General features: G+C 54.8%; 13 protein-coding genes and 1 riboswitch. Of the genes, 9 read left to right on the top strand and 4 right to left on the bottom strand.

What is annotated here, in order from left to right:
• The first annotated feature begins 328 nt into the window (after window positions 1-328).
• A riboswitch (glycine riboswitch) is annotated at window positions 329-423 on the top strand.
• 71 nt (window positions 424-494) lie between these two features.
• The 7 genes from HY868_21300 (at window position 495) to HY868_21270 (ending at window position 7,564) form a co-directional block, all read left to right on the top strand.
• Entirely contained in the window at window positions 495-866 is a 372-nt protein-coding gene (locus tag HY868_21300; protein MBI5304684.1) for a hypothetical protein, read from the top strand.
• Between the two features lie 61 nt (window positions 867-927).
• Complete coding sequence (gene gcvT, locus HY868_21295) at window positions 928-2,046, top strand: glycine cleavage system aminomethyltransferase GcvT (GenBank protein MBI5304683.1); 1,119 nt, start codon at window positions 928-930, stop codon at window positions 2,044-2,046.
• Window positions 2,047-2,125: 79 nt separating this feature from the next.
• The gene (gene gcvH / locus HY868_21290) at window positions 2,126-2,533 is read left to right on the top strand and encodes a glycine cleavage system protein GcvH (protein MBI5304682.1); all 408 of its coding nucleotides are present in this window, start codon (window positions 2,126-2,128) and stop codon (window positions 2,531-2,533) included.
• 111 nt (window positions 2,534-2,644) lie between these two features.
• A complete protein-coding gene (locus tag HY868_21285; protein MBI5304681.1) occupies window positions 2,645-4,015 on the top strand; it encodes a PD40 domain-containing protein in 1,371 nt (456 codons plus the stop codon).
• Between the two features lie 50 nt (window positions 4,016-4,065).
• Window positions 4,066-5,430, top strand: a complete 1,365-nt coding sequence (gene gcvPA / locus HY868_21280; protein MBI5304680.1) for an aminomethyl-transferring glycine dehydrogenase subunit GcvPA — start codon at window positions 4,066-4,068, stop codon at window positions 5,428-5,430.
• Window positions 5,427-6,881 (top strand): aminomethyl-transferring glycine dehydrogenase subunit GcvPB, encoded by a 1,455-nt coding sequence (gcvPB, locus tag HY868_21275; protein ID MBI5304679.1) that lies wholly within the window; start codon window positions 5,427-5,429, stop codon window positions 6,879-6,881. Before gcvPA ends, gcvPB begins: the two co-directional genes overlap by 4 nt.
• 119 nt (window positions 6,882-7,000) lie before the next feature.
• A complete protein-coding gene (locus tag HY868_21270; GenBank protein ID MBI5304678.1) occupies window positions 7,001-7,564 on the top strand; it encodes a nitroreductase family deazaflavin-dependent oxidoreductase in 564 nt (187 codons plus the stop codon).
• A 306-nt stretch (window positions 7,565-7,870) separates the two neighbouring features.
• Here HY868_21270 and HY868_21265 read toward each other — a convergent pair whose 3' ends face one another.
• The 4 genes from HY868_21265 to HY868_21250 form a co-directional block, all read right to left on the bottom strand.
• The gene (locus HY868_21265) at window positions 7,871-8,953 is read right to left on the bottom strand and encodes an inositol-3-phosphate synthase (GenBank protein ID MBI5304677.1); all 1,083 of its coding nucleotides are present in this window, start codon (window positions 8,951-8,953) and stop codon (window positions 7,871-7,873) included.
• Window positions 8,954-9,055: 102 nt separating this feature from the next.
• The gene (locus HY868_21260; protein ID MBI5304676.1) at window positions 9,056-10,246 is read right to left on the bottom strand and encodes a protein-glutamate O-methyltransferase family protein; all 1,191 of its coding nucleotides are present in this window, start codon (window positions 10,244-10,246) and stop codon (window positions 9,056-9,058) included.
• An 11-nt stretch (window positions 10,247-10,257) separates the two neighbouring features.
• Entirely contained in the window at window positions 10,258-10,587 is a 330-nt protein-coding gene (locus HY868_21255; GenBank protein MBI5304675.1) for a YbjQ family protein, read from the bottom strand.
• 79 nt (window positions 10,588-10,666) lie between these two features.
• The gene (locus tag HY868_21250) at window positions 10,667-12,145 is read right to left on the bottom strand and encodes a LysM peptidoglycan-binding domain-containing protein (protein ID MBI5304674.1); all 1,479 of its coding nucleotides are present in this window, start codon (window positions 12,143-12,145) and stop codon (window positions 10,667-10,669) included.
• Window positions 12,146-12,313: 168 nt separating this feature from the next.
• Here HY868_21250 and HY868_21245 point away from each other — a divergent pair, with 168 nt between their 5' ends.
• Window positions 12,314-12,814, top strand: coding sequence for a hypothetical protein (locus HY868_21245; GenBank protein ID MBI5304673.1), 501 nt, complete (start codon window positions 12,314-12,316; stop codon window positions 12,812-12,814).
• Window positions 12,815-12,916: 102 nt separating this feature from the next.
• Window positions 12,917-13,207 (top strand): RNA-binding protein, encoded by a 291-nt coding sequence (locus tag HY868_21240; protein MBI5304672.1) that lies wholly within the window; start codon window positions 12,917-12,919, stop codon window positions 13,205-13,207.
• Window positions 13,208-13,219 lie beyond the last annotated feature (12 nt).

The following is a 13,219-nucleotide window of genomic DNA, read 5'->3' as shown; positions in this document are numbered from 1 at the left end:
CTCATTGTACTCAAGATTCAACGCGTGACAAGCATCAGCGCGCAAATGTTGCGCGGGGTAAGAGCGAGGCATTCGCCCAAGTTGCAGATCAGAGCACCGCGACTGCAGTTTGGAATCATTCGCCACCAATTGCCTCCTTGCGAATGCCTCGCCTCAACATTGACAATCTTTCCGGCTTCGTTATAATGCAGTTGTCAGACAACTGAATCGCACGGTACGCGGGGGAGAGTTTCGCGGCGCGCACATTATCGCGACGCGAACACCGAAGGGGCAAATCTACCGACCGCAAATCGGTTGACGAATCTCTCAGGTCAAAGAACCCCAAACCAATCAAATCTCTGGAAAGTTGAGGATCGTTTCTCAACGCCGAAGGGGCAAGTCTAGGGTGACGAATCTCTCAGGCAATCCAACAGAGGACATGCGAAAGTTTTTCGCGTGTCCTTTTTTATTTTCCGTAACGCAAATTTCCAATTTGCGAACTCAAGGAGGCGCTGATGCCAACGATGATTCCTACATTCTTGCTCAAGAAATTGTACGTCAAGGGCAGTTTCAAAAATACCCCCACCGGTTTTGAACTCAAGCTTCAAAATGCACTTGCCCCTGGGACGTTACTCGGGTTCAGCCCACTCGAAATTGATGGACACCCAGTCCCGCTCGATCGCGTGTTCTTCAGCATAAACGATGCGCCGCAACGGCGCGCCGACCAGGTCTCGCTCGACGCGCCAGTCGCCTTTCCACTCCACAGCACCGTCACGATTCGCGTACAAGACCAACCGCTCTCGCGCGAGGCGCATCGGTTGACGTTGCAAATCAATACGCGCGAAGCTGGGACGTTGAAAATTGATGCAGAGGATACAATCGAATGACCTTTAGCCACTTAGCCACGCCCTTAAGGGCGTGGCTAAAGTACCACGAAAGGAGAAATCCATGACCCTAAAACGTACGCCTTTATTCGACACGCACGTTGCGCTCGGCGCGCGCATGGTCGAGTTCGGCGGCTGGGAAATGCCGGTGCAGTACACCGGTATTCTCGACGAACATCGCGCGGTGCGTACCGCCGCCGGTTTGTTCGACATTGATCACATGGGACAGATCGAAGTGACCGGGCGCGATGCGCTCGCGTTCGCGCAACACCTACTTAGCTCGGACATTTCACAACTGGATTTGAATCAAGCCAAGTACGCCGTCATGTGTTACGCCGATGGCACGATTGTGGATGACACGTTTGTCTACCACCTGCCCAGCAACAAACGCAGTCAGCCATCCAAGTACATGGTTGTCGTCAACGCGTCGAACAAGGAAAAGGATTTTGCGTGGATGACCGCTCAACGCACCAGATTCAAAGTCCAACTGCGCGATGTTTCCGATTTATTCTACATGCTTGCATTCCAGGGACCGAAAGCCGAACAGGTTTTGCAAAAACTCGAATCGTTCGATCTGTCGAAGATCAAGTACCATCACGCGCGGCAATTCGGAATCGGCAAAGAGCGCGGCATCGTCGCGCGCACGGGTTACACCGGCGAAGATGGTTTCGAGTTGTTCGTCCCGACGAGTCACGGCAAACATGTTTGGGATGCGATTCTCGAAGCGGGCAAGGACGAAGGCGTGAAACCGATCGGCTTGGGCGCGCGCGATTCGCTCCGCTTTGAAGCTAAGATGGTTTTGTACGGGCACGAGATCAGCTCGCACACGAATCCGATTGAGGCGGGGTTGGCGTGGGCGTGCGATCTCAACAAAGATTTCATCGGGCGCGATTGCATCCTCAAGCGCAAACTCGAAGGCGTGTACCGCAAACTCGTCGGCATCGAGATGATGGCGCGCGGCATCGCGCGGCAAGGGTACGAGATCGTCAAAGACGGCGAAACGGTTGGTAATATCACGAGCGGGATGTTCTCGCCCACATTCGAGAAAAATCTCGCGCTCGGTTATGTGACGCCGGAACTCGCCGCCATCGGCACCGAATTGCAGGTGGTCGTGCGCGGCAATCCGCTTCATGCCAAGGTCGTCAAGACGCCGTTCTATGCCAATCGGGCGAAAACAAAATAGCGAATTTCAGATTGCAGATTGCAAATTCTCCAATCTGCAATCTGAAATCTGAAATCTGAAATTAGACAAGGAGATCGAAATGAGCGACAAACAAATCAACTACGCGGCGGATCGCAAGTACGCTGAATCGCACGAGTGGGTCAAACTGGAAGGCGACCTCGCCGTGATCGGCATTTCGGATTACGCGCAAGATCAACTCGGCGATGTCGTCTTCGTCGAATTGCCCTCGGTCGGCGCGATGCTCACTGCCGGCAAAAACCTGGGTGTCGTCGAGTCCGTCAAAGCCGCGAGCGATGTATTCGCGCCCATCAGTGGCAAAGTGGAAGCGATCAACGACGCACTCAAAGATTCGCCAGAGACGGTGAACAAGGACGCGCTCGGCGCGGGCTGGTTCGTCAAGATTCGTCCCAGCAATGCCGCGGAGATGGACAAATTGCTCGACGCGGCGACGTATCAGAAGAAGATTGAGGCGGGAGAAATTCACTAACGGAGAGAAAACCTAAGGCTCGTGCTAGATGATTGAGGGGTTACGCGATCCCATATCGGGCGAACAATCAATAGCACGAGCCATGCTGGGTCGAAATATCGTGAGGAAATGATGGCGTACCTACCCCATAGAAATTTTGTCTCGCTAATTCTTGCCATCTTCTCTCTCTGTGCATGCAATCCGTCCATATCCGCTTCGCCCACGCCTATTGTTCGTGAGGAACAATTATCTGCTCCTCAACGACAATCACTTGTAACAGAAACGTTGCTTGCTGACTTTGGTTCTTCTCGTCCAGCAATCGCCGTTGCTCCAGACCATCTGAGTATTGCGTACCAAGTGAGTGTAGACAGTAAAGTTGCAGTAGTCTGGAAAGGCAAACAAGGCGGGTCGTACGATTCCATCTTCCCCAAAAGTATAAAATTTAGTCCCGACAGTCAACACATTGCCTACATAGCAAGCAGAGGCAAAAAATGGATGATGGTTGTAAACGAGGTAGAGGATCCATCTCACGATTTTGTTAACGATATATATCGTTTTAGTGCTGATAGCCAGCAAGTGATCTATAGCTATGTGTCAGACAACAAAAGCGGAACCATTACTCATGTAATCGGTAAACAATCCTATGAGACCAATGATAATATTAGTAGCAATCCCGATATTGTCATCAGTGCAGATGGAAGACGGAAAGCAATACGCCAAAGTATCGGAGGAGACATCGGTTCACCAAATCGTCGAGAGTACGTAATCGTTGATGGTCAACAAGGAAAAGTTTACCGTTCTATTAAATTTGGGAGTATTCGGTTTAGTTCTGATAGCCAACATGTAGCATACGTTGCTGACATTGATGATAACTTCAAGTCGACAGTAGTGCTAGATGGACGGGAAACTAAAATCTACGATAGGGTTGACACGATTGTTTTTAGCGCCGATAGTCAACACATTGCGTATGTGGCAGAAGCAAATTATCAGGATTTCGTTGTGCTTGATTCAATTGAACAAAAACATTACCGCGGTGTCAGTCAAATCACTTTCAGCCCAGATAGCCATCATCTCGCGTACGCAGTCAACCGTTTGAATCATTCGTCACTCGCTATCATCGATGGAGATGAAGTGGGACCGTACGACCATGTAGGTTCTTTTGTTTTTAGCCCCGACAGTCAAAGGATTGCATTCGTGGCAGAAGATAACAAAAAACAGATAGCAATCATCGATAGAATTGAAGAAGGAAAATACGATTTTGTAGTTGAACTAATCTTTAGTCCCGATAGCAAACATATTGCATACATAGCACAAAAAGGCGAGAGGGTATTCGTAGTGGTAGATGGGACAGTAGGTCCAATCTATGACGGCATTGCATTCGTAGAGTGCGAATGTGACAGGCCAATCGCTGGAAGAGGTCTCAACTTCGACACGCCAAACGTTCTTCACTACCTTGCAATGAAGGGAAATCGAGTTTACCTAATCAAGGAGGAAATTCAATAAGAACAGAGAACCTAAAATTATCAGTTTAATCTCAGAAACATGGAGGATATATGGCTCATCAGTACATTCCGAACACCGATGCCGACCGCGCGGCAATGCTCAAAACGATTGGCGTGGATTCGATTGACGCGTTGTTCAGCGACGTCCCCGCATCGGTCAAATATCCCAAAATGAATTTACCGCGCGCACTCTCGGAACTTGAACTCTCGCGCGAGATTGCGCGGCTCACATTGAAGAACGCGAACCTCGTCGAGAATGCGTGCTTTCTCGGCGCGGGTGCGTACAACCACTTTATTCCGGCGACCGTGCCGCATCTGATTTTCCGCACCGAGTTCTACACTGCGTACACGCCGTACCAAGCCGAGATCAGTCAAGGCACACTGCAAACGATTTTCGAATACCAGTCCATGATTTGCGCGTTGACCGGCATGGACGCGGCAAACGCGTCGCACTATGACGGCGCGACCGCCGCCGCCGAAGGCGCGATTCTCGCGATCAATCAAACGCATCGCGATAAAGTCCTCGTATGCCCAACCTTGCATCCCGAATATCGCGCGACGATTCGTACCTACCTGTCCGGGCAAGGCGTCGAGATCGTCGGCGATGAAGACACAAGCATGTCGTTCGAGCAAATGCTCGATCAACACCTCGACGACAAGACCGCGTGCGTAATTGTCGCGAATCCGGATTTCCTGGGTCAGATGCGCGATCTGAAATCAGCGGCGGAGCGCGTCCACGCGGCTGGCGCCTTGTTCATCGTCAGCGCGTATCCAATCTCGCTGGGCATGTATCAACCGCCCGCCGCGTATGGTGCGGATGTCGTCGTCGCCGAAGGGCAATCGCTCGGCAATCCCATTGCGTTCGGCGGACCCTACCTCGGCGTGTTCGCAACGAAAGAAAAGTTGCAACGCAAGATGGCAGGGCGTCTCGTCGGACAGACCACCGACACAAAAGGTCGGCGCGGATTCGTGCTGACGCTGCAGGCGCGCGAGCAACACATTCGGCGCGAAAAAGCCACGTCGAATATTTGCTCGAACCAGGCATTGAACGCGCTCGCCGCGTGCGTGTATCTCTCGACGCTCGGTAAAGCCGGCTTGCGCCAGGTCGCCGAGTTGTGCTATCACAAAGCCCACTATGCCGCACGCAAGATCAATCGCCTCGTCGGTTATCGCGTCAATCTCAAGCAAGAATTCTTCAACGAGTTCGTCGTCGAGTGCCCGCGCCCGGTCAAGGAAATCAACGAATACCTCCGCGCGCGAAAAATTATCGGAGGATACGAACTCTCGAAGGATTATCCGCATCTGGGGAACGCGATGCTCGTCGCGGTCAACGAGATGAATACGAAGGAACAGATTGACGAATTCGTCGCGGCATTGAACGAAGCCAAGGGCAAGCGAAAAGGAGCGCGGAAATGAGCATCGTCGCCAATAAACCCGAACCCATCATTTACGAACTGGGTGCGATCGGTCGAACAGGAACTGCGCTACCGGAATGCGATGTTCCAACCACAGAACTACCCAGCCACTTACTTCGCGACGAATTGAAATTGCCGGAAGTGTCCGAAGTGGATGTCGTCCGCCACTTTACGCGTCTCTCGCAGAAAAATTATTGCGTTGACCTGGGCATCTATCCGCTCGGTTCGTGCACGATGAAGTACAATCCCAAGATCAACGAGGAAGCGGTCAAACTGCGCGGGTTCGCACAGGTGCATCCGTATCAAAATGTTGACGATGTGCAAGGCGCACTCGAGTTGCTTTATGAACTGCAACAAATGCTCGGCGAAATTTCCGGTTTGCCCGGCGCGACCCTGCAACCGGCAGCCGGCGCGCAAGGAGAATTGACCGGCGTGCTCGTCATCCGCGCGTATCACCTCGCGCGCAAAGACACGAAACGCCGCAAGGTGCTTGTGCCCGATTCATCGCACGGCACGAACCCGGCAACCGGCTCAATGACCGGGTTTGAAATCGTTCACGTCAAATCGGATTCGCGCGGCAATATTGATCTCGACGAGTTACGCAAACTTGCCGATGCCGAGACCGTCGGCTTGATGATTACGAATCCGAACACGCTCGGCTTGTTCGAGGAGAACATTCAAGAGGCGTGCCAGATCGTGCACGACGCCGGCGGCTTGGTCTACGGCGATGGCGCGAACCTGAACGCGATTGTCGGCGTCGCGCGTCCCGGCGACCTGGGTATTGACGTGATGCACAGTAACTTGCACAAGACGTTCAGCGTACCGCACGGCGGCGGCGGACCTGGGGCGGGTGCGGTGATGGTTCGCCAAGACCTCGCGCAATTCTTGCCCGGTCCCATCGTCGTGAAGAAAGGCAAACGCTACGAATTCGCGATGCCGAAGAAATCTATTGGGCGCGTGAAATCGTTCTACGGCAATTTCCTCGCGCTCGTGCGCGCGTATGTCTACATTCGCGCGTTCGGCAAAGAGCACATCGCCGAGATCGCGGAGAATGCGGTGCTCAACGCGAATTACTTGCTGGCAAAACTCAAGGACACGTACAGCGCGCCGTTCGGCAATCGCCCATGCAAGCACGAGTTCGTACTCACCGGCACACCATTCGTCGAACAGTACGGTGTCCACACACTCGACATCGCCAAGCGCATCGAAGACTATGGCTACTATCCGCCGACAATCTACTTTCCGCTGATTGTGCCCGAGTGCATTATGATCGAGCCAACCGAAACACAATCGAAAGAGAGTCTCGACGAATTCGCGGATGCGTTGCTCAAGATTGCGGAAGAAGCGCGCACGAATCCAGAATTAGTCAAGCAAGCGCCGCACACCGCGCCGGTCACGCGCTTGGATGATGTGAAAGCCGCGCGCGACCCGGTGTTGTGCTACAAGGGCTAGCTTACACACGCATACTCTGAATAAAGTCAGGGGAGCAGAGGAGCGCGGGTGCAGAGGAGAACAAGCCCCACTGCTCCACCGCGCCCCTGCTCCCCTGCTCTTTTCAAAAGGAAGCGACGATGGAAGATCAACTTCGCAAAGTTTTTTGGTATCTCAACAAATTCTTCATGGTCCCGATGTTCCGCCTGGGTTTTGGCGCGTGGATGGGCACACCGTTCGGCGGATACATCATGGTGCTCAAAGTGGTCGGCAGAAAATCCGGCATGGTACGTTACGCGCCGGTCAATTACGCGATTGAAAACGGCGACGTGTTTTGCATCGCGGGCTTTGGAAAAGTGAGCGATTGGTATCGCAACATCCTCGCGCACCCAGACATCGAAGTACTGATGCCGGGCGGTACGATTCGCGGTGTTGCGACCCAGGTGGACGACGATAGCCAACGCCTACGCGTAATTCGACAGGTGTTGATCAACGGCGGATTCGCCGGCTTTGCGTACGGCTACGATCCACGTACCGCGACCGACGAGCAGATTCAAACCTCAACCGCGAATGTACCGGTCATTCGCATTCGATCAAGCGGCGTTGGTTCAGGCGCGTTCGACCCAGGTGGCTGGGCGTGGATTCCGGCGCTCGTCGGCGCGTTCGCGTTCTTCGCGTGGCTTGTGCGGCGCAAGAAAAGTTAAGTCAAGAAAAAATCCGGGTTTCTTCGGGAAACCTGGGTTTTTAGCGAATTCACTCTGCCTGTTTCGCTCGCGATCCTGGGATTGACGTTGCTCGTGTCGCTCGCGCCGGGCTGGGACACGCTCAAGCAATAAAAAACCACGCGTTGGTCGGCGTGGCTCTACGATGCTCAAGCGCGTGTGGGATATGTGTGGGATACTGTGGGATAACCCATCCTGCTATGCGTTGCTCTGTGTTGCTAGACCATTTGTTCTCATTCAACGTAGACCTTCCAGGTTTCGCGCAAGCGCCTGGAAGGTCTACTCGCTCTATTTGCGAATGAACTCCTCGACCAACGCGTGCGCTTCGTCGTCGGGAATTTGCTTGGGCGGCGACTTCATAAAGTACGCGCTCGGCGCGACGACCGCGCCTTTCATGCCGCGCTCGAGCGCGATTTTCGCGCAGCGCACCGCGTCAATCACCACGCCCGCGCTGTTCGGCGAATCCCAGACTTCAAGTTTCAGTTCGATGTTCAGCGGCACATCGCCAAAGGTCGTGCCTTCGATGCGAATGTACGCCCACTTGCGATCGGTGAGCCAGGGCACGTAATCGCTCGGACCGACGTGCACATTGTCCGGATCGAGTGGGTAATCGAGCATCGAAGTGACCGCGTTCGTCTTGGAAATTTTTTTCGATTCGAGCCGTTCGCGTTCGAGCATGTTCATGAAATCGGTGTTGCCGCCAAAATTGAGTTGGAACGTGCGATCCACGCGCACGCCACGCTCGGCGAACAGGCGCGTGAGCACGCGGTGCGTGATCGTCGCGCCGACCTGGGATTTGATGTCGTCGCCGATTACCGGCAAGCCGCGATCCTCAAACCGTTTCTGCCAATATTTTTCGCGCGCGATAAAAACCGGAATGCAGTTGACGAACGCGCACCCCGCTTCGAGCACCTGCTCGACGTACCACTTGGTCGCTTCTTCCGAACCGACCGGCAAATAGTTGATCACGACGTCCGCTTTCGTCGCTTTCAAAATACCGACCACATCGTCCGTTGGACCCGGCGCTTTTTCGATGACCTGGGACAGATATTTGCCCAGCCCATCGTGCGTCATTCCACGATGCACCCTGACTCCCGTCTTGGGCACGTCGGCGAACTTGAGGGTATTGTTCGGCTTGGTGTAAATCGCGTCCGCCAGGTCTTTGCCGACCTTGTTCTTGTCAATGTCGAACGCGGCGACGATTTCAATATCGCCGACGTGATACCCAGCCAGGTTGACGTGCATCAAGCCGGGCACTGGCGTATCCACCGGCGCGTCTTGATAATAATGAACGCCCTGCACGAATGAACTGGCGCAGTTACCCACGCCGATGATTGCCACGCGTACTTTGCGACTTTTTGCTTTTGCCATACGACTCCTCCGAGAATGTTATTTTATCGAGACACTTGCATTGACAACCTTCGCCAGAATCCAGGTTCCTTGGAGAATCCTGGATTCGTTTATTTGATACGATCAGCGCGGTGCGAACTGAATCACGCCGCGTTTGCCATTGACGAGCCACTCGGCATCCTGCGCGCGCAATTCCTCCGCGCGTCCCGGTGGCAAGCCGACGATCAACGCGGCTTTGAGTGTTCGCAATGCGACGACCGGCGCGGGAAAGTATTCTACCGCCTCGGCAAAGGGCATTGTCGGATCCCAGTGATAGTCGCCGACGAGCCGCCGATAATTCGCGTCGCCTTTTGAAATCACCAGGTGCGCATGTCCCAGCATCGCGCGTACATCGGCGGGAAAATCGCGAAAGAAATGATACGTCGTCCAGAACGGATGCTCCGCCAAATTTAGCCGCGTCTCAACCCGCGCCTGTTCGAGTCGCGCCGCGAGAGCGCGCAGTTCCGGCGCGGGTGATTGCGCCAACGTCGCGCGCGTGTGCTCGACATCCTTGATCATCGCGTCCGATACGTAAAATGGTTGCGCTTTGAGATGCAGCGTGATCGTCGTCGCGAATCGCGCCGTCAATAGAAAATCGGCGAAGACGAGATCGAATAACAATTCCGCGCCGGCATTGTCGCAGATGAAATCTACCCTCACCCCGTCCCTCTCCCTGAAAGGGAGCGGGGGGCGGGTTAGATGTTCGAGCACGCGCGCCGTGTCGTCCACGAGCAAATTATCGCGCTCATCCTGGCGCACCCCGCGCACCGCGCCGACACCCGCCGACCCCCACAAACTCAGGTCTACGCGATTGCCCCACAAATCCGCGTGCATCAACGCACGAAATCGCTCGGCATCCTGGGATGGCAGTTGGTTCAGCGCGACGCGCACGGGTTCGAGCGCGGCATCGAGTTCGCGTTGCTTTTGATTGGCGAACGGGTCGCGCTGATCGAACGCGCCGGGCTGGAAATAGTTCACGGCTTGAAGCACGCGCCGATAGAAAAACGTTTCCGCCCAAAACCACGGCACGTCGAGCCAGGTCTTGCCCGCGTGCTCGCGCGCGGAGGCGTTCCAGAATTCGATATCGGGTGCGTCCTCGCGCAAAAGTTGAATCGCGCCATCCGTGATTTCATCGCGCAACGCGCGCAAACGCGCGACGATCTCCGCCGGATAGTCGTTCGACGCGATGATTTCATCCACGATGCGCGGGATGCGTTGCTGCATCGTGCGTTGCGCGAACGAGTTCGGCTCGGATGTGAGCAATAGGGGTGGCAACGGCAACACGTCTAGTTTTTCTCGACGACGACGGCGGTACCGTACGCGAGCACTTCGGTGATGCCTTCCATCACTTCGTTCGCGTCATAGTGCATGCCGATGATCGCGTTCGCGCCGATCTCGCGCGCATGCTTGACCATCAGATCGAACGCTTCGGCGCGCGCGTGTTCGCACAACTCGGTGTAGATCGTAATGTTGCCGCCAAACACCGCTTGAATTCCGCCGACCATGTTGCCAAGCACGCTACGCGAGCGCACGGTAATGCCGCGCACGACGCCGAGATGTTTGGCGATACGATAACCTTCAAAACCGAATGCCGTTGTGACCAGTGTCGTTTCCATCGTTCCTCCCGAAGGATGAAGGCAGAAGGATGAAGAATGAAAAAGAAACAATCATCCTTCATCCTTCATCTTTCATCCTTTATTTGTTTCCGTCCGCGATAATTCCATTCTTCGGATCATCGCGACAATTGCACGCCTCGCGCGTTTCATTGCCGCGCGTCATCGTGCCTTCGTACTCTTGTGCTCCCGCAATCGCTTTCCAACCGGATAACACGAATGGCATCGCGTCAACGCCGATCCACTGACCGTTGTAGAGTCGCGCCATATGAACGTGGCTCGCTTCCGAGTCGCCGCCTTCACACGATGGATGCCCGATGCGGTCGCCGGCGTTGACGGTGGCGCCCGCCGTCACGCGTCCATTCGTCGCAATGTGCAAATACAGCAGCGTCCACCCGACACCTTGGAAATCATTGTTGCTCAACGAAATCATCACGCGCCCTTTCTCGACGCGAACTACCTTGCCCGGCGCGGCAGATACCGCCCACATCCGCGAAGCGATGCAACTGTTCGCGGTGTCGCGCGGCGCGAAATCAATCGCCGCCCACGCGGACTGATCGCCCCAGCCGCCGTGCGATCCACCGGTAAAGTACCACAGTTCGCCATCGCTCCACGGCAAACGCCAGGTCGGCTGTTTCAAGTCGGGTGGAACGAGCGGTTCAATCGCGCGCGCGAACGGATCGCCGAACAGTTTGCGATACGTCGCGATAAATCCATCGGGACCGATTTGCGGTTGAAACTGTTCCCAGGACGAATCGAGCGCAAAAAGATTTTGCACGGCGATGGTTCCTGGGTTGAGCGTTGGCACGAGGCGCGCACGCGAGCGATCTTTGAAACGGTACGCCGCCAGTCGTCCGGAAATGACTCCGTAGTACCCTTCGTTCAGATGATTCGCCGCCCAACTCGCTTGGAAGAACAGACCTTGCCGAATCGCGTCCACGTGACCCATCGGATACGTGATTTGTTGTTGCGTGGGCGACGAGCCGGTGACCCAGCCGCTTTGAAATTCGAGCAATGCGAGCAACACGCGCGGTCCCACACTGTAGCGTTCTGCGACGAGTTGAATAATCTGCGCGCCGGTCAGCACATCGCCTTCGACTTTTTCGCGGTACGCCGCGAGGTAACCCCCGTACTGATTTGCCGTTGCGGCGACATCAAAGCCCGCGTACGCCGGACTGTAGACCACTTCGCTATCGGGTAGTAATTTTTCACTCGGCGCGAGGCGCGGCACGTCGAGTTTGATCTTGAGCACTTGACCGATCTTGAGCGAATTCGGATCGGTGAGATTGTTGAGCCGCATCAAATCTTCAACCGCGATATTGTAACGTAACGAGATGCCACCCAAGGTATCGCCATTCCGAACGACGTATCGTTCAATGATCGTCGTCGAAAATGGCGTAGGCGTCACCGCGGGAGTGGCTGTGGTCACGACCGCAACGCGCGTGATCGCCGGCGGAGGAGGATCGGCTGGGTCGGCAGAGGGCTGGGGCGCGTTGCACGCGACGAGGATGAACAGCGCGGCGAACGCGATAACGAAAATTCTTGATCGGTTGAAAAGCATAATGCGTCTATTCTACTAATTTGCGACAGAATGGCAAATAAGGAATGTGCTTATTAGCGCGATTTATGGTATAATCAGCGCAGTAACGTAATAGGATTGCGGTGAGTTTAATGCCGCCAGACCTCTTATGGGCTGGCGGTGTTGTTGTTTATCCGCGAGGAGTAGCGTATGGAATTCCAAGTAGGAGACACCGTCTTTCATCCGGTCCACGGCGTTGGGCATATTGTGGCAATTGCAGAAAATGAACTCATCGGTCACCAAGCGCGAATGTATTATCAGATCACAATGGAACACAGCACGGTGTGGGTGCCGGTCGAAGCGCATCTAACAATTGGCTTGCGCCACCTTACTTCCAAACGCGATCTGGCGCGCTATCGGAGCGTGCTGAAAAGCCGCCCGACAACGCTCGACGATGATCACACCAAACGGCGCGTGGCGATGACGAATCAGTTGAAAGAAGGTTCGCTGCAAATCGTGTGCCAACTCGTGCGCGACTTGACGGCGCGCGGATGGCATAAACGACTGACCCAGGTAGATACGACGACCTTGCTCAAAGCCCGCGAGAAACTCGAACAGGAATGGGCGGCGGCGGCAGGCATCTCGTCCATAGAGACCAGCGCGGAAATTGACGCGCTGTTGCTGGAGGGGAAACAACATTTTATGACGTAAGCGTACACAAAGAACGTGTCGTTTGGATAACGCGCCCAGCCGCGTCTATCAATTCTGGGATGGAGTGCCCAGCATTCTATCCAAATCAAAGGAGATTCCAGAATGGAATCAAAATTGTATGTGGGCAATTTGTCTTACAACACAACCGAAGATGATCTGCGCCAACTGTTCAGCCAAGCCGGTGAAATCAAACAAGTCACGCTTATTCTCGACCGCGACACGCGTCGTTCCAAAGGTTTTGGGTTCGTCGAAATGACCACGCAAGCCGACGCGCAAAAAGCGATCGAGATGTTCAACGATCACGAACTCGACAATCGGCGCATCACCGTCTCCATCGCGCGACCGCGCGAGGAACGCGGCGGTGGCGGCGGCGGCAGACGTCGCAGTTACTAGACCGCGCGCGCT

It is taken from the genome of Chloroflexota bacterium, from assembly GCA_016219275.1.
Lineage (GTDB): Bacteria > Chloroflexota > Anaerolineae > UBA4142 > UBA4142 > JACRBM01.
Note: the sequence above shows the minus strand (reverse complement) of the source record. Positions and strands in the feature narration are given on the sequence as shown.